The sequence below is a fragment of the Wolbachia endosymbiont of Laodelphax striatellus genome, from assembly GCF_007115015.1.
GTDB lineage: Bacteria > Pseudomonadota > Alphaproteobacteria > Rickettsiales > Anaplasmataceae > Wolbachia.
The window spans coordinates 279,698-303,067 of the sequence record NZ_MUIX01000001.1; the positions used below are offsets into that span (position 1 = coordinate 279,698).

At 35.3% G+C, this 23,370-nt stretch carries 25 protein-coding genes and 5 pseudogenes; 3 read left to right on the top strand and 27 right to left on the bottom strand.

All coding sequences use genetic code 11. The features are described from left to right. Nucleotides 1-233: 233 nt before the first annotated feature. The 25 genes and pseudogenes from BVG17_RS01290 to BVG17_RS08935 all read right to left on the bottom strand — a co-directional run bounded on the left by BVG17_RS01290 (nucleotide 234) and on the right by BVG17_RS08935 (nucleotide 18,087). Entirely contained in the window at nucleotides 234-1,181 is a 948-nt protein-coding gene (locus BVG17_RS01290; RefSeq protein WP_063630491.1) for an IS110 family RNA-guided transposase, read from the bottom strand. Between the two features lie 221 nt (nucleotides 1,182-1,402). Beyond that, a pseudogene (locus BVG17_RS01295) lies at nucleotides 1,403-1,508 on the bottom strand (GPW/gp25 family protein); the annotation flags it as partial. A gap of 2 nt (nucleotides 1,509-1,510) precedes the next feature. Further along, nucleotides 1,511-1,765 carry a PAAR domain-containing protein gene (locus BVG17_RS01300; protein ID WP_143688817.1) on the bottom strand — a complete coding sequence of 85 codons (255 nt, stop codon included), beginning with the start codon at nucleotides 1,763-1,765 and terminating at the stop codon, nucleotides 1,511-1,513. After that, the gene (locus tag BVG17_RS01305) at nucleotides 1,762-2,226 is read right to left on the bottom strand and encodes a phage baseplate assembly protein V (RefSeq protein WP_015588267.1); all 465 of its coding nucleotides are present in this window, start codon (nucleotides 2,224-2,226) and stop codon (nucleotides 1,762-1,764) included. The genes BVG17_RS01300 and BVG17_RS01305 overlap by 4 nt, the downstream gene beginning before the upstream one ends. Beyond that, nucleotides 2,213-2,686, bottom strand: a complete 474-nt coding sequence (locus tag BVG17_RS01310) for a hypothetical protein (RefSeq protein WP_143688818.1) — start codon at nucleotides 2,684-2,686, stop codon at nucleotides 2,213-2,215. The genes BVG17_RS01305 and BVG17_RS01310 overlap by 14 nt, the downstream gene beginning before the upstream one ends. Continuing rightward, nucleotides 2,683-3,174: a phage tail protein gene (locus tag BVG17_RS01315; RefSeq protein ID WP_143688820.1), complete on the bottom strand. Its 492-nt coding sequence runs from the start codon at nucleotides 3,172-3,174 to the stop codon at nucleotides 2,683-2,685. The genes BVG17_RS01310 and BVG17_RS01315 overlap by 4 nt, the downstream gene beginning before the upstream one ends. 1 nt (nucleotide 3,175) lies before the next feature. Then, nucleotides 3,176-3,481: a head-tail joining protein gene (locus BVG17_RS01320; RefSeq protein WP_143688821.1), complete on the bottom strand. Its 306-nt coding sequence runs from the start codon at nucleotides 3,479-3,481 to the stop codon at nucleotides 3,176-3,178. 85 nt (nucleotides 3,482-3,566) lie between these two features. Next, on the bottom strand, nucleotides 3,567-4,571 hold the full coding sequence (locus BVG17_RS01325) for a major capsid protein (RefSeq protein WP_143688822.1): 1,005 nt from the start codon (nucleotides 4,569-4,571) through the stop codon (nucleotides 3,567-3,569). Nucleotides 4,572-4,596: 25 nt separating this feature from the next. Further along, nucleotides 4,597-4,965: a head decoration protein gene (locus tag BVG17_RS01330; RefSeq protein ID WP_143688823.1), complete on the bottom strand. Its 369-nt coding sequence runs from the start codon at nucleotides 4,963-4,965 to the stop codon at nucleotides 4,597-4,599. A gap of 77 nt (nucleotides 4,966-5,042) precedes the next feature. Next, a complete protein-coding gene (locus tag BVG17_RS01335) occupies nucleotides 5,043-6,086 on the bottom strand; it encodes a S49 family peptidase (protein ID WP_143688824.1) in 1,044 nt (347 codons plus the stop codon). Continuing rightward, on the bottom strand, nucleotides 6,073-6,964 hold an 892-nt coding region (locus BVG17_RS01340), incomplete at its 5' end, for a phage portal protein (protein WP_143688928.1). The genes BVG17_RS01340 and BVG17_RS01335, both read right to left, overlap by 14 nt. Nucleotide 6,965: 1 nt before the next feature. Then, nucleotides 6,966-7,744: pseudogene (locus tag BVG17_RS10465) on the bottom strand (major capsid protein); the annotation flags it as partial. Nucleotides 7,745-7,769: 25 nt separating this feature from the next. Then, entirely contained in the window at nucleotides 7,770-8,138 is a 369-nt protein-coding gene (locus BVG17_RS10470) for a head decoration protein (protein ID WP_143688823.1), read from the bottom strand. A gap of 77 nt (nucleotides 8,139-8,215) precedes the next feature. Continuing rightward, the gene (locus BVG17_RS10475) at nucleotides 8,216-9,259 is read right to left on the bottom strand and encodes a S49 family peptidase (RefSeq protein WP_143688824.1); all 1,044 of its coding nucleotides are present in this window, start codon (nucleotides 9,257-9,259) and stop codon (nucleotides 8,216-8,218) included. Continuing rightward, nucleotides 9,246-10,137, bottom strand: an 892-nt coding sequence (locus BVG17_RS10480; RefSeq protein ID WP_143688928.1) for a phage portal protein, incomplete at its 5' end; no start/stop codon positions are given. The genes BVG17_RS10480 and BVG17_RS10475, both read right to left, overlap by 14 nt. 1 nt (nucleotide 10,138) lies before the next feature. Further along, nucleotides 10,139-11,102, bottom strand: a pseudogene (locus tag BVG17_RS09175) (major capsid protein); the annotation flags it as partial. A gap of 25 nt (nucleotides 11,103-11,127) precedes the next feature. After that, the gene (locus BVG17_RS01365; protein WP_143688823.1) at nucleotides 11,128-11,496 is read right to left on the bottom strand and encodes a head decoration protein; all 369 of its coding nucleotides are present in this window, start codon (nucleotides 11,494-11,496) and stop codon (nucleotides 11,128-11,130) included. Nucleotides 11,497-11,573: 77 nt separating this feature from the next. Continuing rightward, complete coding sequence (locus tag BVG17_RS01370) at nucleotides 11,574-12,617, bottom strand: S49 family peptidase (protein ID WP_143688824.1); 1,044 nt, start codon at nucleotides 12,615-12,617, stop codon at nucleotides 11,574-11,576. Beyond that, entirely contained in the window at nucleotides 12,604-14,022 is a 1,419-nt protein-coding gene (locus BVG17_RS01375; RefSeq protein WP_143688827.1) for a phage portal protein, read from the bottom strand. The genes BVG17_RS01370 and BVG17_RS01375 overlap by 14 nt, the downstream gene beginning before the upstream one ends. Nucleotides 14,023-14,150: 128 nt before the next feature. Next, on the bottom strand, nucleotides 14,151-14,348 hold the full coding sequence (locus BVG17_RS01380) for a type II toxin-antitoxin system RelE family toxin (RefSeq protein WP_237350101.1): 198 nt from the start codon (nucleotides 14,346-14,348) through the stop codon (nucleotides 14,151-14,153). A gap of 93 nt (nucleotides 14,349-14,441) precedes the next feature. After that, nucleotides 14,442-14,729 (bottom strand): hypothetical protein, encoded by a 288-nt coding sequence (locus tag BVG17_RS01385; protein WP_143688829.1) that lies wholly within the window; start codon nucleotides 14,727-14,729, stop codon nucleotides 14,442-14,444. Between the two features lie 39 nt (nucleotides 14,730-14,768). Beyond that, nucleotides 14,769-15,002: a gpW family head-tail joining protein gene (locus tag BVG17_RS01390; RefSeq protein WP_143688830.1), complete on the bottom strand. Its 234-nt coding sequence runs from the start codon at nucleotides 15,000-15,002 to the stop codon at nucleotides 14,769-14,771. A 1-nt stretch (nucleotide 15,003) separates the two neighbouring features. Continuing rightward, nucleotides 15,004-15,702: pseudogene (locus BVG17_RS01395) on the bottom strand (terminase gpA endonuclease subunit); the annotation flags it as partial. A 2-nt stretch (nucleotides 15,703-15,704) separates the two neighbouring features. Then, nucleotides 15,705-17,051, bottom strand: a complete 1,347-nt coding sequence (locus tag BVG17_RS01400) for an IS110 family RNA-guided transposase (RefSeq protein WP_143688718.1) — start codon at nucleotides 17,049-17,051, stop codon at nucleotides 15,705-15,707. 37 nt (nucleotides 17,052-17,088) lie between these two features. Then, nucleotides 17,089-18,087: an OTU domain-containing protein gene (locus BVG17_RS08935; RefSeq protein ID WP_177429428.1), complete on the bottom strand. Its 999-nt coding sequence runs from the start codon at nucleotides 18,085-18,087 to the stop codon at nucleotides 17,089-17,091. A gap of 504 nt (nucleotides 18,088-18,591) precedes the next feature. On the opposite strand from BVG17_RS08935, the pseudogene BVG17_RS01410 reads away from it, so the two are divergent. Next, a pseudogene (locus BVG17_RS01410) lies at nucleotides 18,592-19,556 on the top strand (IS110 family RNA-guided transposase). A 432-nt stretch (nucleotides 19,557-19,988) separates the two neighbouring features. On the opposite strand, the gene argB reads toward BVG17_RS01410, so the two are convergent. Both argB and yihA read right to left on the bottom strand, forming a co-directional pair. Further along, nucleotides 19,989-20,927, bottom strand: a complete 939-nt coding sequence (argB, locus tag BVG17_RS01415) for an acetylglutamate kinase (RefSeq protein ID WP_241654116.1) — start codon at nucleotides 20,925-20,927, stop codon at nucleotides 19,989-19,991. Further along, nucleotides 20,902-21,498, bottom strand: coding sequence for a ribosome biogenesis GTP-binding protein YihA/YsxC (gene yihA, locus BVG17_RS01420; protein WP_410543218.1), 597 nt, complete (start codon nucleotides 21,496-21,498; stop codon nucleotides 20,902-20,904). The genes argB and yihA overlap by 26 nt, the downstream gene beginning before the upstream one ends. Before the next feature lie 110 nt (nucleotides 21,499-21,608). On the opposite strand from yihA, the gene prfA reads away from it, so the two are divergent. Beyond that, complete coding sequence (gene prfA / locus BVG17_RS01425; protein ID WP_063630512.1) at nucleotides 21,609-22,700, top strand: peptide chain release factor 1; 1,092 nt, start codon at nucleotides 21,609-21,611, stop codon at nucleotides 22,698-22,700. Nucleotides 22,701-22,818: 118 nt separating this feature from the next. Next, a complete protein-coding gene (locus BVG17_RS01430) occupies nucleotides 22,819-23,364 on the top strand; it encodes a leucine-rich repeat domain-containing protein (RefSeq protein WP_241654117.1) in 546 nt (181 codons plus the stop codon). Nucleotides 23,365-23,370 lie beyond the last annotated feature (6 nt).

Sequence of the window (23,370 nt, forward strand, 5' to 3'; positions counted from 1 at the left end):
CTCATCAACTATGTTTTTTAAAATTTTTTGAATTTAGTCTTATTACAACTCTTATTTATAGTTTTGTATTCTTATTCAATTGAAAAACGTATTTTTGGCAATAAAAACCCTAGTTCATTACAGAAAGAAATTTATATCAAACAACTACCACTGCTTAGATCTTATGATTAATGAATATGTGCTTTAAATTTGTGTGGCGCGCATATTCATTAACCTATTTTCTTATGCAGATTTTAAAAATTTGCGTTAATTGCTTCTTTAAGCCTTGCATTAGCAATCACTATAATTTTGCGCATTAGAGCTGTTATGACTACCATCTTCTTTTTACCTCTACCAATGAGAGCAGAATAAAAAGCACCAAGTGCAGATTTAGTCCTTGAAGCAGCCATCGCAGATGTAAAAAGCTTTTCACGAACGTTCCTTCTGCCACCACTTATTCTGCGATAACCAATAGCTTTACCACTTTCTTTTGGATGCGGGGCAACTCCAGCAAGACTAGCAACTTCTTGCCTGCTTAAGTAGCCAAGTTCTGGCATCAAGCATACAAAATCTTGTGATAACTTTTTACCTATTCCTGGTACTGTTCTTATGATTTTTTGGCGCTTTTTTAACTCTGGATTCTCATCGATAATTTTTTGTATGGCATCATTAAGCTCATCTATTTGACTGTTAAAAAAGTCAATAGTTTTTTGGCAACTTTCTTTTATATAGTCGTTTTCAGGTGCTTTCAGTCTACATTTCTCTTGAGCTCTTATTTGTGTAAGGTCATCACGACGTTGACAAAGTGCAGCTAAGGCTGTTTGTTCTTTTGACATAGGCACAAATAGAGATAGAGTACTATAACGCTCAAATCCATATTGAGCAAGGGCTCTTGCATCTGATTGATCAGACTTTGCTAAAATTCCATGAGATAAGGTAAAGCTTTTTACTTTGCGAGTATTAGCTCGATGTACAGCAACATTCTTATCAACCAGAAAGTGTGCTAAGCCAAGCTCATATTTTCCTGTATTTTCCAAAGTTACAAAAGAATTAGGTAGAATATTTGAAAAATTTTGAAACAATTGTTGCCAACCAGCAGCATTATTATCAAACTTGATAGTGTTCTTTTGGTTGTGAACTGCAGCAACATTTTTAAATTTTCCGATATCAATGCCAATAAAATTTTGATAAGATGTAATCATAATAACCTCGATTAGTTTTAGTTAATTTAAGATTGTAAACGGGTGCATATGTATGTCCCACACAACTATTCAAACGTATCGAGAGATAGGGCTAGTGTACCTTGATGAGCACGGTTGTATAGCCATTATTCTAGCGGTCGCACACGCCCGTGATAACTCCATTCCTATAGTGAGTGGAGTTATCTTCCCTCTTATCTCCTTTATATCATATTTTTAACTTACATTATTCTACTGTTTACTGGAGTTGGTTAATATATCAATTATCGATTGCTTTAAGTGCTCTATTCCTTCTAAAGCTTTTCCTGTTTTAGCATCCATACCCCTCATTTCTATTTTGCAAAAACGCTTTCACTGCCTTTTATTACTTTAAAACCACATGAAACTATATCTCCTACTCTTCCTACACTAAGACCATTTGCAAACACTGTTTTTGATCCTTGAATCATTACTTTTCCTTCACTAAAACTGTCTCCTTGTCTACACATTGACTTACCGTTTACAAAAACATTATTACTTCCGCTAATGCAGAAATGTGGTATAGCTTCTCCACAGTAGTCTCCTAACCTCACTATTCCTTTGTTCAATTTAAGTCGATCCTTTCTGCTTTCAGTTTTATTCCACTTTTTGTCATTTCTATGCTCGATTCCCCAGCTTTCAGTGTTATTTTATCTACTACTTCAATCTCTAAATGATGTTTTTCCTTATCATATAACAATCTTGTTCCATCTTGAAACTTCACACTATTTATTTCTTTTTTATTCTCTGGTGCAGGGTATTTTTCCTGATATATTCCTCCTAATACCACTCCTAATGATAATTCACCAAGAGGAGAAAATATCATAACCTGTTCATCAATATCTGGCGGAGACCAATCTCTATCTTTTCCTGCTTTACTTGTTATCCACGGTAAATAATCTGTTAAAAATTCTCCTATTTTCACTCTTACTTTTGCTTTTTCATAATCTATTTCTTTTACAATTCCTATACGAATAACGTTTGCTAGCTTCCTATTCAGCTCTGAAATCGCAAAACTATGATCCAACATTTATATTTCCTACGTTTATTGTATGTGGTTTAATTTTCCCCTCTTCCCATACTGATTTACCTAAATGAAGCTGATGACTCCAATCAACCATCCACACCAAATATGCATCTAATTCGGGTCTAAATCCATCAGGCTCTGCAGAAAGAAATTCAGCCGGAGATACATTCTTTTCCCAGGTATTCTTGTTCACTACTCTTGCAACCTCAGCAGCTAAAGATCTGACAATAATAGGTGCATTTTCTATAGTACTATCAACTACTATTCTTGCCTCAAATCTTACCCTCAGAGCTAGTTCACCTGTTCCAGGATCTTTTCCCGATTCTAAACTCACAAGCTCTACAAATACCGCTGGCGCTAATAATTCTTTTCTTATTGCTGGATAAATTTCACATGTCTGTATAGCCGGTATTTCTTCCTTCAGTGTGCTGCAAATTGCTTGATGTAAATCTTTCAAATTCATCCTTTATAGCTCAATTCACGTTCAAAAAATTTTGTAAATACTTCCTCAACCTCATAATTAACAAGATTTCCTATTATCCTTGAAGCCTCAGGTTCGAGTGGCAACTTAACTTCCTTTATTGGTAATGCTGCTCTTCCTTCACGTTTAAAAATACCGCTATTTCCTTTTGGCATAACTGCTGCAAATCCTCCTATAAACTCATGCTTTCCTACTTTCGATCCTCTTCTTGTTTTTTGTATTTTGCCAATTGTCGATGCTCTAATGTCATAGAGATTTGCTCTAATTAACACGTCTAATCTGCTAGTTTTCGCCTTAAAAATTCTTAATCTCTTTCTTATCAAACTTTTCTTTTCCTCACTGATTTCCTTAGCTGCTTGCGCTTTTAACCATAGTGCCGTTTTGTTTAATGCCTTTACCGTTGCTAATTCTATTTTTTTTCTTTTAGCATTTACACTTTCTATTACCTCAACTTCTATATGCACAGACATTTTACACCCCATACGCTTCGATTCGCCAGACCATTCCAGATTTATCTCTAAGTGGTGGTGTGTGTATTTTGTATTTGCAATCACCTATAACAAAAATATCTCCTACAATTGGCCTCAGTATATCAAAAATGCTTACCTCAAGAAAAAGCATCTCTCCCACAAATTGTCCTTCACCAATCTCGTATAATTTATCTGGCTGTTGCTTTAATACCTGTACCATATATGACTTATTCTTTGACTCATATAAAGCTAACTCCCCTAAATGGATAAGACAATCTTTAAATAATCGCTTAATACTCTCTTGCATTCTTCTATTTTATTCATTAAGTTTTCATCAGTATGCTATATGCTGATAGAATACTAACTGCCTTTTTGTTGCTCTATCAGTATTTTTATGTTGCAACGACCTTGACCAAAACGGCCGGGCGGTGGCACATTGGCAGAGGATTTGACTGCGTATGTAAATCTGTTCCTCTATCAAATCTTCTTGGCTCTTGTTTTGCATAAAGTGGTTGTCCTAGTGTGTTTACCGTTTCATTAAAATCTGCTGGTGCAAAATATGTTGTAAATGTGCTCGCTGTTCCTAGTGGAAAACAGTTTCCACTTTCTCTTTCTATAAACCTTCTCACATTTCCTTCAGGATCAGTTGCTTGCCCTCTATATTCCTCAAATGTTATTCCGCAAAATGTAAATCCTGATCTCATGTCGTTCCTTAGTGCTGCACCTTCTTGCCATCTCTCATATGCTTCTTTTACTTTAGCATGAGAAGTGAGTGCATCAAAAAACTCAGGGCTTACCAAGGCATGAACTCCTGTCATATATTCACCACTTAGATTATCTTCTATGTGCCGGAGTACTTCCAAACACTTACGCTTGACATCTGTTGTCGCTGTTCCTAGTGCAAAATTTACTACTTTTGGTGTTATTTCAAATTCGTTGTACAGATTTAATAATTCTGACCCGTCAGCATCAAGAATGATTCCCTTTAGCGCTCCCATTCGCAAATGCTCTAATGTTATTGCATGTTTATTTCTCATTAGCTGCAAATGGTCAGTTATTACATCTGCCAGCGCTTTAAGTTCACTCTCTGATCCAAATGCCCTTATTCCCTGTACTTCCTCTGGTAACACTACATCATCATGTGGAATATGTGGAATCGTAAACGTTCTTACCTTTCTTTTTCCTCTTTTTCCTACTGTTGCTGGTGCTCCTGGAACTTGCGTTGGTAGTAAACTTAAAACTCCGTTATGTTCTTCTATGGTAATATGTCTAAATCTTACTGACCTACTTGGAAATAAATTTAAATTTTCAACTCGTCCATAATTTATCGGCAATATATTCATCGCATTTGTTAGTGCCGTCATGCTAAATGCTGTATTTGTAAATGGATTTTGCATTCTTTTTCCCCCTTATTAATTTAAGTTACACTCCCTTGCGGACAATGATCCCTCGTCCTTCAAGTTGCTTTATTGCTGCAGCTTTTTGCTCTTCAGTGATACCTGTTGGCCACACAATTGCATGATCTGCTAGCATTGCTATACGTGTAATGATTACTGCTTTGGCATTTTCTGTCGCATTTACATCACTTACTATCGCACCTATTGCTGTTTGTGTACCATCTGTTGCAGTTGGATTTATTATCTTAATCATGTTATCCTTATCACTACCAACAACTGTACCAAGTTTAAGATTTTGTCCCTTGGCTACTGTTATCTGATCTCTTGAATATAGACTTGATGCCTCATACTTTAATAAGTCACCTAGATTATTTTGTTCGGTTATACAACTCATAAAATTTCCTCATTTATTTTCCCCTTTAGTTTTACCGCCATGTTTATAATTGTTGTACGCGGCGGTTATAAAAAAACTTAAATACTTGATTGTGCTCTAGCTTTAGCTACTTGTATCATCAAATCTTCTCCTGAATTCTGTGGTATTGCACTCAGTATCTCTGTCTTCTTTGTTCTCTCTGCAAGTAATTCCATTAAAACTTCCCTAGCTTGCTCAACACTTACACTTTGCTCAATAAATTCTCCTATCTTTTCTGGCATCTTCGATAAATTACATAAACGTATTAATTCAAGAACTTCAGTACGATACTTGGTTAAATTATCAGTTTCTAGGTCATTTGTAGTTTGTTCATTCATAGTAATACTCCTGTTTTTATTAATAGATGAAAGAATTGTCATTCCGTCTGCAAGGCCTATTTCTACTGCTTTCTCCCCAAAATATAGCCCTGCCTCTGTTGATCGAATCTTTTCAATTGAAAGACCTCTGTTCCTTGCTATTAGCTGCAAAAACATTTCATATAGTCGGTCTACTTCTTTTTGTAAGCTTTCCAGACTTTCAGACGTCATTGGCTCATGTGGATTTAAATCATTTTTTCTACTTCCTGCAAATACTGTGGTATATTTTATTCCACATTTTTCATTAAATCCACTTTGATCTATATGACTTGCTATTACCCCTATGCTTCCTACTCCTGAAGTTCTGCTCACAAATACCTTTTCAGCACTTGACGCTATAGCATATGCAGCAGAGTAAGCATCATCATTTGCTAATGCCACAATTCTCTTTTTTGCTCTTGATTCGTAAATAAAATCAGCCAGGTCAAACACTCCATTGACCTCTCCTCCTGGACTATCTATATCCAAAAGAATTATTTCCACTTTTTCATCCTCTAAAGCTTCTTCTATTTCCTCTTGTATCTTCTCGTACGATGTCATACCTAGAAAATCATCAAAAGCTTCTGGTTTTTTAGTTAAAATGCCATGTATTGGTATTATTGCTGTCTTTTCTATATTGTTCTTTACATAGTGTTTTACGTTTTTAAAGATAGGTTGTTTTTGACTATGAAGCGATAGTAGTTCAAAACTTTTTGCTTCAAGCATTAATGGTCTACTTAGAAACATTGTTTCCCCCAACATCAGAATCAAATATTAAATTGAGACTATTTGCTCGCTTTTGATCTTCTGCTATTTCTTGATCAATTTCTTCTACGTCGTAACCCATTTCTGATACTACTTCTGATCGACTTTTAAAGCCATTTCTTACTGCCATTTGTTGTGCTTGCTGGTCTTTTAAAGGATCAACCCAATCAAACCCTTGTGGTATCCATTTTACTTCTTTCAATGACTCACTTGTTAAATCTTTAGCTATAGAAAGTTTTCCAGATACTAACGCTAATTCTAGCCATCTATTCCATACTGGTCTGCAAAATTGAAATACCATAATGTTGTGTTGCAGCATAGCACATCTACGACGAAACTCTATTAATCCAGCTCTGATTGATGAATAATTAACGCCTGTTAAATCTCCTGTTAGCTGCTCATATGTTATCCCTGTACCAATCGCTATTGCCCTCAGTTGCTGTCTCATGAATGCTTCATAACTTCCTCCAACATCAGACGGCTCTGAAAATTTTATATCTTCTCCTGGGTCTAAAAGCTGCATTGTTCCAGGTTCTAGGCCAGATAATGCTACTCCTTGCTCACTTGCTTCACCTTCTCCCATGATATTTGCTTCTGGATCGAGTCTTGTAATAAATCCAGCAAACATTGCTGCAGTTTTCTTTCTCACCAGCTCTGCATCATCATATTGATCAAGCTCATAAAGCTTCAGCAGTATATTAGAAAGCCATGGCTCTCCTCTAATTTGCCCAGGTCTTAGTGGTCTATATATATGTAAAACATCGTTTGCTGGTACTCTCACTGATTCTCCAAACGTACTTTCACCAGGGTGTTCTCTAAATAAGTAATATGCTTCTCTTTGCCCAAGTCTATTGAACTCANAACCTTCTCACATTTCCTTCAGGATCAGTTGCTTGCCCTCTATATTCCTCAAATGTTATTCCGCAAAATGTAAATCCTGATCTCATGTCGTTCCTTAGTGCTGCACCTTCTTGCCATCTCTCATATGCTTCTTTTACTTTAGCATGAGAAGTGAGTGCATCAAAAAACTCAGGGCTTACCAAGGCATGAACTCCTGTCATATATTCACCACTTAGATTATCTTCTATGTGCCGGAGTACTTCCAAACACTTACGCTTGACATCTGTTGTCGCTGTTCCTAGTGCAAAATTTACTACTTTTGGTGTTATTTCAAATTCGTTGTACAGATTTAATAATTCTGACCCGTCAGCATCAAGAATGATTCCCTTTAGCGCTCCCATTCGCAAATGCTCTAATGTTATTGCATGTTTATTTCTCATTAGCTGCAAATGGTCAGTTATTACATCTGCCAGCGCTTTAAGTTCACTCTCTGATCCAAATGCCCTTATTCCCTGTACTTCCTCTGGTAACACTACATCATCATGTGGAATATGTGGAATCGTAAACGTTCTTACCTTTCTTTTTCCTCTTTTTCCTACTGTTGCTGGTGCTCCTGGAACTTGCGTTGGTAGTAAACTTAAAACTCCGTTATGTTCTTCTATGGTAATATGTCTAAATCTTACTGACCTACTTGGAAATAAATTTAAATTTTCAACTCGTCCATAATTTATCGGCAATATATTCATCGCATTTGTTAGTGCCGTCATGCTAAATGCTGTATTTGTAAATGGATTTTGCATTCTTTTTCCCCCTTATTAATTTAAGTTACACTCCCTTGCGGACAATGATCCCTCGTCCTTCAAGTTGCTTTATTGCTGCAGCTTTTTGCTCTTCAGTGATACCTGTTGGCCACACAATTGCATGATCTGCTAGCATTGCTATACGTGTAATGATTACTGCTTTGGCATTTTCTGTCGCATTTACATCACTTACTATCGCACCTATTGCTGTTTGTGTACCATCTGTTGCAGTTGGATTTATTATCTTAATCATGTTATCCTTATCACTACCAACAACTGTACCAAGTTTAAGATTTTGTCCCTTGGCTACTGTTATCTGATCTCTTGAATATAGACTTGATGCCTCATACTTTAATAAGTCACCTAGATTATTTTGTTCGGTTATACAACTCATAAAATTTCCTCATTTATTTTCCCCTTTAGTTTTACCGCCATGTTTATAATTGTTGTACGCGGCGGTTATAAAAAAACTTAAATACTTGATTGTGCTCTAGCTTTAGCTACTTGTATCATCAAATCTTCTCCTGAATTCTGTGGTATTGCACTCAGTATCTCTGTCTTCTTTGTTCTCTCTGCAAGTAATTCCATTAAAACTTCCCTAGCTTGCTCAACACTTACACTTTGCTCAATAAATTCTCCTATCTTTTCTGGCATCTTCGATAAATTACATAAACGTATTAATTCAAGAACTTCAGTACGATACTTGGTTAAATTATCAGTTTCTAGGTCATTTGTAGTTTGTTCATTCATAGTAATACTCCTGTTTTTATTAATAGATGAAAGAATTGTCATTCCGTCTGCAAGGCCTATTTCTACTGCTTTCTCCCCAAAATATAGCCCTGCCTCTGTTGATCGAATCTTTTCAATTGAAAGACCTCTGTTCCTTGCTATTAGCTGCAAAAACATTTCATATAGTCGGTCTACTTCTTTTTGTAAGCTTTCCAGACTTTCAGACGTCATTGGCTCATGTGGATTTAAATCATTTTTTCTACTTCCTGCAAATACTGTGGTATATTTTATTCCACATTTTTCATTAAATCCACTTTGATCTATATGACTTGCTATTACCCCTATGCTTCCTACTCCTGAAGTTCTGCTCACAAATACCTTTTCAGCACTTGACGCTATAGCATATGCAGCAGAGTAAGCATCATCATTTGCTAATGCCACAATTCTCTTTTTTGCTCTTGATTCGTAAATAAAATCAGCCAGGTCAAACACTCCATTGACCTCTCCTCCTGGACTATCTATATCCAAAAGAATTATTTCCACTTTTTCATCCTCTAAAGCTTCTTCTATTTCCTCTTGTATCTTCTCGTACGATGTCATACCTAGAAAATCATCAAAAGCTTCTGGTTTTTTAGTTAAAATGCCATGTATTGGTATTATTGCTGTCTTTTCTATATTGTTCTTTACATAGTGTTTTACGTTTTTAAAGATAGGTTGTTTTTGACTATGAAGCGATAGTAGTTCAAAACTTTTTGCTTCAAGCATTAATGGTCTACTTAGAAACATTGTTTCCCCCAACATCAGAATCAAATATTAAATTGAGACTATTTGCTCGCTTTTGATCTTCTGCTATTTCTTGATCAATTTCTTCTACGTCGTAACCCATTTCTGATACTACTTCTGATCGACTTTTAAAGCCATTTCTTACTGCCATTTGTTGTGCTTGCTGGTCTTTTAAAGGATCAACCCAATCAAACCCTTGTGGTATCCATTTTACTTCTTTCAATGACTCACTTGTTAAATCTTTAGCTATAGAAAGTTTTCCAGATACTAACGCTAATTCTAGCCATCTATTCCATACTGGTCTGCAAAATTGAAATACCATAATGTTGTGTTGCAGCATAGCACATCTACGACGAAACTCTATTAATCCAGCTCTGATTGATGAATAATTAACGCCTGTTAAATCTCCTGTTAGCTGCTCATATGTTATCCCTGTACCAATCGCTATTGCCCTCAGTTGCTGTCTCATGAATGCTTCATAACTTCCTCCAACATCAGACGGCTCTGAAAATTTTATATCTTCTCCTGGGTCTAAAAGCTGCATTGTTCCAGGTTCTAGGCCAGATAATGCTACTCCTTGCTCACTTGCTTCACCTTCTCCCATGATATTTGCTTCTGGATCGAGTCTTGTAATAAATCCAGCAAACATTGCTGCAGTTTTCTTTCTCACCAGCTCTGCATCATCATATTGATCAAGCTCATAAAGCTTCAGCAGTATATTAGAAAGCCATGGCTCTCCTCTAATTTGCCCAGGTCTTAGTGGTCTATATATATGTAAAACATCGTTTGCTGGTACTCTCACTGATTCTCCAAACGTACTTTCACCAGGGTGTTCTCTAAATAAGTAATATGCTTCTCTTTGCCCAAGTCTATTGAACTCANACATTGGCAGAGGATTTGACTGCGTATGTAAATCAGTTCCTCTATCAAACCTCCTTGGTTCTTGTTTTGCATAGAGTGGCTGTCCAAGAGTATTTACTGTCTCATTAAAGTCTGCTGGTGCAAAATATGTTGTAAATGTGCTCGCTGTTCCTAGTGGAAAACAGTTTCCACTTTCTCTTTCTATAAACCTTCTCACATTTCCTTCAGGATCAGTTGCTTGCCCTCTATATTCCTCAAATGTTATTCCGCAAAATGTAAATCCTGATCTCATGTCGTTCCTTAGTGCTGCACCTTCTTGCCATCTCTCATATGCTTCTTTTACTTTAGCATGAGAAGTGAGTGCATCAAAAAACTCAGGGCTTACCAAGGCATGAACTCCTGTCATATATTCACCACTTAGATTATCTTCTATGTGCCGGAGTACTTCCAAACACTTACGCTTGACATCTGTTGTCGCTGTTCCTAGTGCAAAATTTACTACTTTTGGTGTTATTTCAAATTCGTTGTACAGATTTAATAATTCTGACCCGTCAGCATCAAGAATGATTCCCTTTAGCGCTCCCATTCGCAAATGCTCTAATGTTATTGCATGTTTATTTCTCATTAGCTGCAAATGGTCAGTTATTACATCTGCCAGCGCTTTAAGTTCACTCTCTGATCCAAATGCCCTTATTCCCTGTACTTCCTCTGGTAACACTACATCATCATGTGGAATATGTGGAATCGTAAACGTTCTTACCTTTCTTTTTCCTCTTTTTCCTACTGTTGCTGGTGCTCCTGGAACTTGCGTTGGTAGTAAACTTAAAACTCCGTTATGTTCTTCTATGGTAATATGTCTAAATCTTACTGACCTACTTGGAAATAAATTTAAATTTTCAACTCGTCCATAATTTATCGGCAATATATTCATCGCATTTGTTAGTGCCGTCATGCTAAATGCTGTATTTGTAAATGGATTTTGCATTCTTTTTCCCCCTTATTAATTTAAGTTACACTCCCTTGCGGACAATGATCCCTCGTCCTTCAAGTTGCTTTATTGCTGCAGCTTTTTGCTCTTCAGTGATACCTGTTGGCCACACAATTGCATGATCTGCTAGCATTGCTATACGTGTAATGATTACTGCTTTGGCATTTTCTGTCGCATTTACATCACTTACTATCGCACCTATTGCTGTTTGTGTACCATCTGTTGCAGTTGGATTTATTATCTTAATCATGTTATCCTTATCACTACCAACAACTGTACCAAGTTTAAGATTTTGTCCCTTGGCTACTGTTATCTGATCTCTTGAATATAGACTTGATGCCTCATACTTTAATAAGTCACCTAGATTATTTTGTTCGGTTATACAACTCATAAAATTTCCTCATTTATTTTCCCCTTTAGTTTTACCGCCATGTTTATAATTGTTGTACGCGGCGGTTATAAAAAAACTTAAATACTTGATTGTGCTCTAGCTTTAGCTACTTGTATCATCAAATCTTCTCCTGAATTCTGTGGTATTGCACTCAGTATCTCTGTCTTCTTTGTTCTCTCTGCAAGTAATTCCATTAAAACTTCCCTAGCTTGCTCAACACTTACACTTTGCTCAATAAATTCTCCTATCTTTTCTGGCATCTTCGATAAATTACATAAACGTATTAATTCAAGAACTTCAGTACGATACTTGGTTAAATTATCAGTTTCTAGGTCATTTGTAGTTTGTTCATTCATAGTAATACTCCTGTTTTTATTAATAGATGAAAGAATTGTCATTCCGTCTGCAAGGCCTATTTCTACTGCTTTCTCCCCAAAATATAGCCCTGCCTCTGTTGATCGAATCTTTTCAATTGAAAGACCTCTGTTCCTTGCTATTAGCTGCAAAAACATTTCATATAGTCGGTCTACTTCTTTTTGTAAGCTTTCCAGACTTTCAGACGTCATTGGCTCATGTGGATTTAAATCATTTTTTCTACTTCCTGCAAATACTGTGGTATATTTTATTCCACATTTTTCATTAAATCCACTTTGATCTATATGACTTGCTATTACCCCTATGCTTCCTACTCCTGAAGTTCTGCTCACAAATACCTTTTCAGCACTTGACGCTATAGCATATGCAGCAGAGTAAGCATCATCATTTGCTAATGCCACAATTCTCTTTTTTGCTCTTGATTCGTAAATAAAATCAGCCAGGTCAAACACTCCATTGACCTCTCCTCCTGGACTATCTATATCCAAAAGAATTATTTCCACTTTTTCATCCTCTAAAGCTTCTTCTATTTCCTCTTGTATCTTCTCGTACGATGTCATACCTAGAAAATCATCAAAAGCTTCTGGTTTTTTAGTTAAAATGCCATGTATTGGTATTATTGCTGTCTTTTCTATATTGTTCTTTACATAGTGTTTTACGTTTTTAAAGATAGGTTGTTTTTGACTATGAAGCGATAGTAGTTCAAAACTTTTTGCTTCAAGCATTAATGGTCTACTTAGAAACATTGTTTCCCCCAACATCAGAATCAAATATTAAATTGAGACTATTTGCTCGCTTTTGATCTTCTGCTATTTCTTGATCAATTTCTTCTACGTCGTAACCCATTTCTGATACTACTTCTGATCGACTTTTAAAGCCATTTCTTACTGCCATTTGTTGTGCTTGCTGGTCTTTTAAAGGATCAACCCAATCAAACCCTTGTGGTATCCATTTTACTTCTTTCAATGACTCACTTGTTAAATCTTTAGCTATAGAAAGTTTTCCAGATACTAACGCTAATTCTAGCCATCTATTCCATACTGGTCTGCAAAATTGAAATACCATAATGTTGTGTTGCAGCATAGCACATCTACGACGAAACTCTATTAATCCAGCTCTGATTGATGAATAATTAACGCCTGTTAAATCTCCTGTTAGCTGCTCATATGTTATCCCTGTACCAATCGCTATTGCCCTCAGTTGCTGTCTCATGAATGCTTCATAACTTCCTCCAACATCAGACGGCTCTGAAAATTTTATATCTTCTCCTGGGTCTAAAAGCTGCATTGTTCCAGGTTCTAGGCCAGATAATGCTACTCCTTGCTCACTTGCTTCACCTTCTCCCATGATATTTGCTTCTGGATCGAGTCTTGTAATAAATCCAGCAAACATTGCTGCAGTTTTCTTTCTCACCAGCTCTGCATCATCATATTGATCAAGCTCATAAAGCTTCAGCAGTATATTAGAAAGCCATGGCTCTCCTCTAATTTGCCCAGGTCTTAGTGGTCTATATATATGTAAAACATCGTTTGCTGGTACTCTCACTGATTCTCCAAACGTACTTTCACCAGGGTGTTCTCTAAATAAGTAATATGCTTCTCTTTGCCCAAGTCTATTGAACTCAATCCCGTTTCTTATTACATTACCATTGGCTAGTGTTTGATTGCTCTTATTGTCCAAATGCTCTGATTCCAATACTTGAAGTTGCAATGGTACAGAAAATCCATCTTCGAGTTTACGATGTCGGAGGCGTACAAAACACTCTCCACCTTCTATCATGCTCCTACATACCAGAGCTTGTAATCCATAAAAATCACTTATTCCACAGCTATCTGCTTCATCTGTCCATTTTAGCCATAATTCTTGCACTTTCTTTCGAAATTCTGCATTCTTTGCTTTTGATTGTGGTTTTATTCCTGTTCCAATAGAGTTACTTACTATTGTATCAATAATATTTGCTGCATATGGATTTTTTCTCACCATATCACGTGATCTACTACGTAAAGTTTCAAGGCTTTGAGACAGCAAATTGTTTATACTTCCTAACTCTGGTTGAAAGTGAAAAAATCTTCTTCCTGAGCCTGCTGCATCCCACGCTGAGCTTTTGATTTTTGGCTTACTAAATAGTTGTTTGAACGATTTTAATAGCATTTTGCCTCTTTGATTATGCAGCAGTTTGTTGCGCAATTTGACATTAAAAAATTACAGCAAGCTGCTGGAGAGTCTGGCTGTTAACACTTTATAAATTATGCATGAGGCTCTTGCACAAATACCAACGCTTATTCTGGGCTGCGTTCATAAATGTCCTTCCGATGTCCCATTGCAGTAATAGTTACTGTGTGTTTTGAGTAATTTATCCTATAAATTACACGATAATCACTTACTCGTATCCTAAAATACCCTTTGAATTCATGCGATAATGCTTTACCTATTGCTTTAGGGTTGGTTGCAAGACGACTATCTACAGCTCTTCTCACTCTAGATCTCATCGTTGGTGGTAATGCAAGAAAGTCTTCCTCAAGAACTTTTTTTGAATAGATAATATCGTATCTCAGCTTGTATCTCCACCTTTAGACTGTTTTTGCAGATAATATTCTATTCCAATCTACATCCTCACTTCTAATTTCTTCATCACCTCTAGCATCACGCTCAAGAGAAAGCTTAGCCAACTTTATATCTACTTCATCTATTTCATCATCTTCTTCAGATAATTTACTTGCTTCAATTTCTTCTTCCACTAGGTCCTTTACAACCTCTTCTATAGTTCTATTTTGAACTTTTGCCATTTCTATAAGGTAGTGAGCAAATTCCCCCTCAAAATTTACATTAACATTAAGCCTTTCTTGACTTTGATCCATATTTTAACTAGAAAATACCAATTTTAAACTATAACATTTTTACACAATTTTGTCAATTCCCTTACTTGTCGCAATCACAATTCTTCTCTTCGGTCTCACACCTGCAACTTTCAGTTCAGCCTTAATACGTTGCCGTAAATTCAGCAAGTCATTTATCTGAACTTCAGCATATCTCACCACATGGTCACCATATGCAATTGATACTACTCGCTCTCCGCTTTGCAGTTTTTTTATCGCTTCTTCGACTTGACTTAAATATTCCTGATTGTACATTTTACTTCTCATTCAACCATTTACTTTGTCTCACTTTTTTAGGCTTTTTACTTTCCATTTTTCCACTCAAACTATTCCATTTACTCTCTGGCCAACGATCAATTCCAAGCGCAATAGATGCTGCTCTCGCATAAATTCGGCAATCCAGCACTTCATTTCTTTCTCTTACCTTTTGCCACTCTTGTTTGGTGTATCCTTTTACTACCTTGCTGACTAATTGCTCTGCCGTTAGCTGCTTAAAATATTCAGGTGCATACTCCGGAAAATGACAGTATCCAGGTAGAGCTTTTCCCTCTTCTTCTTTTAAAACATTAAGTAATTGAAAAAGCTCTGACTTTAATATCGATACTCCCACTGGCCAAAGCTTTATTCCTCTTTTTAGCTTTTGACCACCAACTGTTATATCAACTCTACTTGGGCTGCTAAGTGGTACTAATGCTTTATTTACACCTTTTACTGCCATTACTCTTCCAGAGCCTTGATGACCTCTTACCCAATTGTATACTTCTTGTGTTGCATATCCAGCATCTACCGCCATCATGCTTATCATATATTCAAGCCCATTTTCACCAATAAAATGATGATTGAGGAGCTCCGAAAGCTTTCCCCATACTTCTCCACCTCCTGTATCTCCTTCAAATACTCGATAGTCTATTGACCAACTTTCACGACTTTTTCCCCATGCTACAACTTCTACTTCTCCTAAGAAACTCCATTAATCAACTCTTCTTGTTGAACTAGTGTGTAGCCAAACTCCTGCGCTTTCTTGATCAAATTTTTCACAATTTTCTCTTTGTAGCGTGTTTCATAATAACTCATTCCTTTTTCCACATACTCTTGTCCATACTTCAACATTTGGTAAAAAATACATGCTAATTTTCTTGCTGTGGCAGTAATTGCTTTTATTGCTCCTAGCCGTCTTTTTAATCTCCTACAATATGCACCTAATGCACTTGTGCTATTTCCCACAGCATAAGCAGCCATTCGCAGGGCATTTGTAGCGCGATTAATGACTTTACGAGTTTTTGTCCCAAATACTTTTTCTCCTGTGATCTTGTTAGCAGGGCTAAGTACTAACCATGAAGTAAAGTGCTTTTCTGATTGCCACTTATTATGGTTAATGCCAACTTCTGAAATAATAGTTTGTACAGTTAGTATATCAAATCCAGGAATTTTAGTAAAATCTATTCCGGTTATCCTATACAATTTCTCACGCAAGGTGAAGTTTGGTCTGCCTCTTCTAGACTTGTTTTTTTCCTTACCTAACTCTCTACTCTCATCGGACTTTGTTTCAAATGTTTTATAGTAATTTTCTATGCTTTTATCACATTCAGTTATTTGCTCTTGAAAAAAAGTATATGCTGTATATTCTTGTTTCAGTACAAATAAATGTTCTTCTCTATAATCGCCTGTTAATGCTTTTGCTATAGTAGCTTTGTCGTTCTTCATATTCACACTTCTGAATTCAGCTAGCTTCTCGGGATTCTTTTCACCTTCTACTATTGCTTTAATAATTTGCATTCCTGTGACGCCAGTGATATCGCTTATTACTTTATGTAAATGAATATTCATTTGTACCAACGCCTTTTGCATACGATTAATATGTGTAGCAGCATTTTCAATTAAGTTTTTACGTTGCCGCACATAACTACGCAATACACACATTTGATTATCTGGCCTAAATGATCCTTCGATTAACCCATAACTGTGTAGTTGTTGAAGCCATTGGCAGTCCTGGACATCTGACTTTCTTCCAGGTACATTTTTTACATGTCTTGCATTTGCAAGTTTTACTTCAAGTCCATATGATTCAAGTACTTGAAACAAAGGAATCCAGTACACTCCGGTTGACTCCATGGCTACTGTAGTAACTTCACACTTTTTTAGCCATTTTGCTATGTTATGAAGGTCCTCTGTAAAGCAGCTAAATTTTTGTATATGCTGTTCATCACTTCCTTCTGGTACACACACATAATGTATAGCCGAACCAACATCTATTCCTGCTGCGTTAGGGTTCATTATTTCTAATTTACTTTTTGTTTTTTTCATGGTAACTCCTTCATATAATTTATAGCAGGGAAACGCTTCAGCTTGGGACGGTTGATATAATACAATCTCCTAACCGAGGTAGTCTAAGGACTCCATCAATGATTTGACCGTTCCTCCAAAACCATGCTAAACGACGGGCACTTATGGCACCAGTGAAGATTCCGGTTATAACTGCATGAGGCGCTTCCTTCACAACTATACTTAAAACTACTAGAAACTTAAATTGATGAGTTTCTTCCTGGTTTGACAGATTCATTTTGTTCGATGCTATACGATCAGAGTCTTCTATGATACTAATAAATTCTCTCTGTACTTCACTCATTAATGGTGTCTCTCTCAAGATTGGCTCAAAATAGCAACCTCCTTTATTCATTATATGTATAGTATCTTTTTCATTATAATTTTTACTTACAGATCTAGATCCTAGCTCATCAATAAGATAACTTGACCACTCTGAATAGAGTAGATTTTCAATAACATGCAGCTTAACATTATATTCATTACAAATCATTCTTCCCTCAATTTCAGGTCTGCCAAATATAGGAACCTGCAACGTACTTCCATACCTTAAATCAGTTAATGATGAAAACACATCTTTATTGTCCTTCTGCATTTTTTCTATATCTTCAATACTGTATTCTATACCAATCAAATAAGTCTTCCATAATTCATCATTATCAATACCAGGCTCTGGAAGTACTACTTTAGAATCTCCACGGTTTCTAGCATCTGCTATAATCTTTTTTTTCATTTCTTGACTACTTAAAGCTTGCTTCCTACAAACTTCTCTCAAAGATTTCACAGTAAAGTTTGTTTCAGGCTTTAATTGCTTAAGTCCTTGTGCAACTGCATCAAAGAAACAACCCCCTCTTCTAATTGCTTTTCCTACTGTAAAACCTTCTGGCAGCTTTAATGTTTGCTGGCTGTTAGATGATGATATATCTTCACTTATCAATCTAGTTTGATAAGGTGTTTGCTGCTTTAAAAGTCTTAGGCTTTTCTCTGCATGATTTACAGAGCATGATGCATTTAACATAATGCCTCCAATATTAATTAGACTAAATATAACTATATTATGGATAAAAAGAAATAGCATAGGAAGAACTTTTTTAGCATTTTATTTTAGTTTTTATTTTTAAAACTAAAGCCATTGCTTGCAAAAACACTTCTGTTTTTTTACTGCAATGTACTAATTTCTCTTTCTATTTTTAAGTACTAATTCAACTTTACATATTACTCAAAACTGAAACAATACAGCCATTTCCGGTAACTAAAATCAGCAAGCGTGAGAACTGTTCGTTTTGGGATGCGTTGGTCTTGTATCTTGTAAAAAGCATTTAATGTTTTAAGCTCAAGCATTAGATGGAGAAGGGAAGAACTCTGTCAGCGGTCTTAGATATAAAATCTGTAAGGTAGATAAGAGTTCCCTTCTCAAGAGTACAGGCTGGACGGTATCGTAGCAAAATCTAAATGGTTCTAATTCTGTATCCACAAAACTAGCCTTACTTTTCATTTTTAATGGTAACGTATGGGGTTATACATGATCAACAACTTTTTGGGCATAGACATATCAAAAGATCGCTTTGATGTTTTTCTCTCATTTATAAGTAAAAAAGGGAAATGTGAAACTAGGAGAAGAAGCTTTAAGAACGATGATTCTGGGTTTCAAGGTCTGCTGAGCTTTCTACAAAAACATAATGTAAAAGAAGCAAAAGCTTGCATGGAATCCACTGAGCGAAGCTTTGTCTGAATTTCTTCACAATGCTGGACATTTTGTTAGTGTTGTAAATCCTTATTGTATTAAATCTTATGCAAGCTTATACGACAAAAGAATGATCAGACCGATGCAGAAATTATTGCTGATTATTGTCAAAGACAGGAAACTACTCGTTGGACATCACCATCTCCTGAATTGAAAAAACTAAAACATCTTTATCGTTGCTCAACCGCGCTAAAAGATGAATTAACATTAATAAACAATCATCTAAAAAAAAGAGAGACTACCTAAAGAAGTTGCAAATGCTTGTTGCAATGAATGTAGAGCAAAAAATAGAAACAATAAAAAGCTCCATACGTGAACTATTAAAGCAACACAAAGAGTTATTAGAGAATTTTCAACTTTTATTAACTATTCCAGGAATAGGAGAGAATAGCTATTTTAGCTCTAACATAAAAGCTTTTATAAATGCCAGATAATTTGCATCATACGCTGGAACTATACCACGAAATATAACATCAGGTTCATCTGTATATGCCAAGACCAGATTAAGTAAATTAGGTTCACGAACACTACGCAAGGCAATGTATTTTCCTGCCATAGTAGCTAAGAATCACAATCCTATCATTATGAGCTTTTGCCAAAGATTAAAGGAAAAGGGTAAGCATAATATGGCCATCGTTGGTGCTGCAATGCGTAAGTTACTCCATATTGTTTTTGGTGTTTTAAGTTCAAAAAAAGCTTTTCATATCAAGAACTATAGAGTTAGAAGGTTTACTGAAGTTTAAAATCAAAAAATGCTCCAATCATATCTTATGTGAAATAGTATCTTACACAAATTTATTAAATGTTGTTGGTTAGTGGATATGTTTATAAGCAAATTAGTTCTATGTAGGCAAGAAATTTACTTATAAACATATCCACTAACTATAATCTGTATACCCGCTACACAGGATGTGGATTGGAAGTATTTTTTGATTTTATTATGCAGCTTGAGCAATTTTTATAATTTTTTTGTTGACTAACAAGACGGTCTCTTCCTTCCCTTATAGATGATAGGTTTCTAATTCTTTATAGTTTACCAATCCAGTAGTTCCATTTACTTGACTCATGTCAAACCTCCATTTTTATCTCAATTATATTTTACTTCTCAGTTTGACACACTTTTTTGAACATTCCCAAAATTTTCAATGTTCATATGGTTATAAGCAGTACAGCTATTAATCATCCATTATTGATATACCTGAATTATTCTCAGTAAATAAATCAAGTATAATGTTAGGTACTCTACCATCAACTATGTGAACAACCCCTGCACATTCTTCTACCATTTTAGTATATGACATAAGCCTTTCAACAAATTTTTCTCCTTTAATTTTTCCACAATCAATCGATTCTTTTAAATTTTTAATCAAGACTCTTCCATTGCCAACTTTGTTTATTTCTTCATCTGTATCACTCAAGATTATCATTTTAGATGCGTAAACTGCAAGTGCAATTGCACTTGCAGTGCTATCAGTATCAATATGATATGTTTCTCCATTTTTTCCATAACCGATAGGTGCAATAACTGGTATAGAATCTGATTCTTCAATAAAGAATAATATATCAGGATTGATTTCAGTTGGTCTACCGATAAATCCCATGTCTAGTATTTTTTCAATATTATTTAATCTATTTTCCCTAAGCGTAGTGCTTATCTTTTCAGCTTTTATGAGGTTGCCATCTTTTCCACATAGTCCAATAGCTGAACCACCAGCAGAATTTATATGCTGAACAATTTTTTTGTTAATTGAACCACACAGTGCCATTTCAATGATTTTCATAGTGCTTTTGTCTGTAAGTCTGACACCATTTATAAACTTATCATTCATACCTAGCATTTTTAACACTGAGTTAATTTCATATTCTCCGTCATGAACTACCACCGGATTTATACCAAGCTGTTTCAACAGAACAACATTATGCGCAAAAGCACTAAGCAGCGTTTCATCTGAAATTATTACACTGCTGCATTTGATGATAAAAGTTTCGCCTACAAATTTAGGTATGTTAGACAGAACTTCAAATAATATTTCTGTTTTTTCCTTCAATGGCATCTTACCATTTAAAGATTCATCACTTTTCATTTTTTTATCTTGTAAATTTGAAAAACTCATCTCTTACCTTGGTGATTTTATGCTTAACACGAATGCTTATTTGATGAATTGATACATGTTCATTATTAACCCACTTTTGAGTATTTTCTAGAATAGTATCTAGACTTTCCTGATTCACTTTATCTATTTTTGTTAGCACAATATTAAAGTCAATATTATTACATATTAACCAATAAACAAAGTCTTTGTCTATTTCTTTTAATCCTACCTTGCTATCTATAAGCACAAACACTCTTTTTAGATTTCTCCTGTGAATTAGATAGTACTCAATTAGGTTTAAGTATTGTACTGCTTCTTCCTTGCTTGCACAAGAATAGCCATAACCCGGTAGGTCGACAATCCTAAACTTATCATTGTACATAGAGTAAAAATTTATTTGTCTAGTGCATCCAGGTTTAGAAGAAACTCTTGCAGCTTTTTTGCTGTTTATCAGCAAGTTGATTAAACTTGATTTTCCTACGTTTGATCTACCAGCAAATGCAATCTCTGGAGCTGACTCATCTGGTAATGATTTTTTGTCTGAAGCTCCAAATATGAAGCTGCAGATTGATGTTATCTGTTTTGCCATTATACTTAGGTAGAAATATTCGAGACAATTATAGTGTTATTGCTTGATATAAGAAATTTTTTATTTCAGTATATATTACTTACTTAAACAGCTGAAAACTAGACCTGTACTATATGGATATAGAGAATAATTTACAAGACTTAAAAAAAAAGTTTTCTGATGTAGAGAGAAATCTGGAAAACCCTACCAATTTGAGTCAAAAAGAATTCGTTAGTTTTTCAAAGGAGTACTCTGAACTCAGACCAATTATCGAGATAATCGATGAATATAATATATTAAAAGAGGAAATTTCAGATTTAGAAGAAATCATGAAAGATGAGAACAGCGATGGTGATATAAAAGAGTTAGCAAAAGAAGAACTTCTTGAGAAGCAAAAGATACTATTACCGAAAGTAAAAGCAAAACTAAAGTTGGCATTATTACCCAAAGATGAAGATGACTCAAGAAATGCAATATTAGAAATTAGGGCAGGCACAGGCGGAGAAGAAGCAGCATTATTTGCAGCGATGTTATTTCGTATGTATCAAAAATATGCAGAAAGAAGAAATTGGAAGTTTGAGCCAATAAGTATTTCTAATACAGGTATAGGTGGCTATAAGGAAGCTTCTGCACTCATTAATGGAACAGAAGTTTTTGCAAGACTGAAATTTGAGTCAGGGGTGCACAGAGTACAAAGAGTGCCAGAAACTGAATCCTCAGGAAGGTTGCATACCTCAGCAGCCACTGTTGCAATATTACCTGAAGTTGAGGAGGTTGACTTTAAAATAGAAGAAAAAGACTTGCGAATAGATGTTTACAGGTCTAGTGGCCCTGGCGGGCAATCAGTGAACACAACCGATAGTGCAGTAAGGGTTACTCACTTGCCAACAGGGATAGTTGTTATACAACAGGATGAAAAATCGCAGCACAAAAATAAAGCTAAAGCACTTAAGGTATTGAGAGCTAGGTTATATGAAATTGAAAGACAAAAAAAAGAAATGGAAAGATCAACAATGAGAAAAAGTCAAATTGGTTCTGGAGATCGCTCTGAGCGTATAAGAACTTATAACTTTCCACAATCAAGAATTACAGACCATAGAATTAATCTGACTTCACATCGATTAGAACAGATTATAAAAGAAGGTGAACTAGATGAATTTATTGAGGCATTGATTTCACGAAATGAAGCAGAAAGGTTGGCTGGAGGGGGTAATGTTACTTTTTGATGGAAATTTGAAACAAAGCATAGGTATCAGGTTAAAAAGGAGTAAAGTTAGTTGTTCATAAGGTTGACAATTATTTAAATTTATGCTATAATTAGCAGCTCTATAACTTATAGAAACCATGGAAGTTGATTTTAATCAATATGTTAATAGTAACACCTTAGAGTTAAATAATCTATATGTATATATGGAAAAGCTAGTAAACTTTTTACAGAAAAAGCAAAATATTACAAGCTTGACTTTATCTAATTGTTATATTGATGCTCAGTGCGGAGAAGTTTTAAATGAAGCATTAGAGAATATTAATCTTCCAAATATTACTGAGTGTAAATTAACTTCTAGCATTATTGGCGCAGAAGGCTCAATAGCAATCACTAAATTGTTAAAGAATGGTAACTTTCCAAATCTTGTTAAACTTGATTTAATTTCTAATGATATTGATGTTGAAAGTGGAATAATATTAATGAGTGCGCTAAGGGATGGTAGTTTTTCAAATATTAAAGAATTTAATTTACTTTATGACAACGTCTGCAACGAAGGCATAGCAGCATTACGTGAATCATGGAACAACAATATGCTTCCAAATCTTATTAAGTTTAGTTTTCCCTTTAGTATTACTAATGATAACAAAGATATGGAAATGTCAAATGAATACCTATTCGGTTAATAGCAT

Coding starts and splice junctions, on each gene's coding strand:
- BVG17_RS01430 (WP_241654117.1), top strand. CDS start 22,819: ATGGAAGTTGATTTTAATCAATATGTTAATAGTAACACCTTAGAGTTA.
- argB (WP_241654116.1), bottom strand. CDS start 20,927: ATGAGTTTTTCAAATTTACAAGATAAAAAAATGAAAAGTGATGAATCT.
- BVG17_RS01325 (WP_143688822.1), bottom strand. CDS start 4,571: ATGCAAAATCCATTTACAAATACAGCATTTAGCATGACGGCACTAACA.
- BVG17_RS01290 (WP_063630491.1), bottom strand. CDS start 1,181: ATGATTACATCTTATCAAAATTTTATTGGCATTGATATCGGAAAATTT.
- BVG17_RS10475 (WP_143688824.1), bottom strand. CDS start 9,259: ATGTTTCTAAGTAGACCATTAATGCTTGAAGCAAAAAGTTTTGAACTA.
- BVG17_RS01375 (WP_143688827.1), bottom strand. CDS start 14,022: ATGCTATTAAAATCGTTCAAACAACTATTTAGTAAGCCAAAAATCAAA.
- BVG17_RS01305 (WP_015588267.1), bottom strand. CDS start 2,226: ATGTTGGATCATAGTTTTGCGATTTCAGAGCTGAATAGGAAGCTAGCA.
- prfA (WP_063630512.1), top strand. CDS start 21,609: ATGGATATAGAGAATAATTTACAAGACTTAAAAAAAAAGTTTTCTGAT.
- BVG17_RS01330 (WP_143688823.1), bottom strand. CDS start 4,965: ATGAGTTGTATAACCGAACAAAATAATCTAGGTGACTTATTAAAGTAT.
- BVG17_RS01365 (WP_143688823.1), bottom strand. CDS start 11,496: ATGAGTTGTATAACCGAACAAAATAATCTAGGTGACTTATTAAAGTAT.
- BVG17_RS01400 (WP_143688718.1), bottom strand. CDS start 17,051: ATGAAAAAAACAAAAAGTAAATTAGAAATAATGAACCCTAACGCAGCA.
- BVG17_RS01320 (WP_143688821.1), bottom strand. CDS start 3,481: ATGCAAGAGAGTATTAAGCGATTATTTAAAGATTGTCTTATCCATTTA.
- BVG17_RS01315 (WP_143688820.1), bottom strand. CDS start 3,174: ATGTCTGTGCATATAGAAGTTGAGGTAATAGAAAGTGTAAATGCTAAA.
- BVG17_RS01385 (WP_143688829.1), bottom strand. CDS start 14,729: ATGGATCAAAGTCAAGAAAGGCTTAATGTTAATGTAAATTTTGAGGGG.
- BVG17_RS01310 (WP_143688818.1), bottom strand. CDS start 2,686: ATGAATTTGAAAGATTTACATCAAGCAATTTGCAGCACACTGAAGGAA.
- BVG17_RS01370 (WP_143688824.1), bottom strand. CDS start 12,617: ATGTTTCTAAGTAGACCATTAATGCTTGAAGCAAAAAGTTTTGAACTA.
- BVG17_RS08935 (WP_177429428.1), bottom strand. CDS start 18,087: ATGTTAAATGCATCATGCTCTGTAAATCATGCAGAGAAAAGCCTAAGA.
- BVG17_RS10470 (WP_143688823.1), bottom strand. CDS start 8,138: ATGAGTTGTATAACCGAACAAAATAATCTAGGTGACTTATTAAAGTAT.
- BVG17_RS01390 (WP_143688830.1), bottom strand. CDS start 15,002: ATGTACAATCAGGAATATTTAAGTCAAGTCGAAGAAGCGATAAAAAAA.
- BVG17_RS01335 (WP_143688824.1), bottom strand. CDS start 6,086: ATGTTTCTAAGTAGACCATTAATGCTTGAAGCAAAAAGTTTTGAACTA.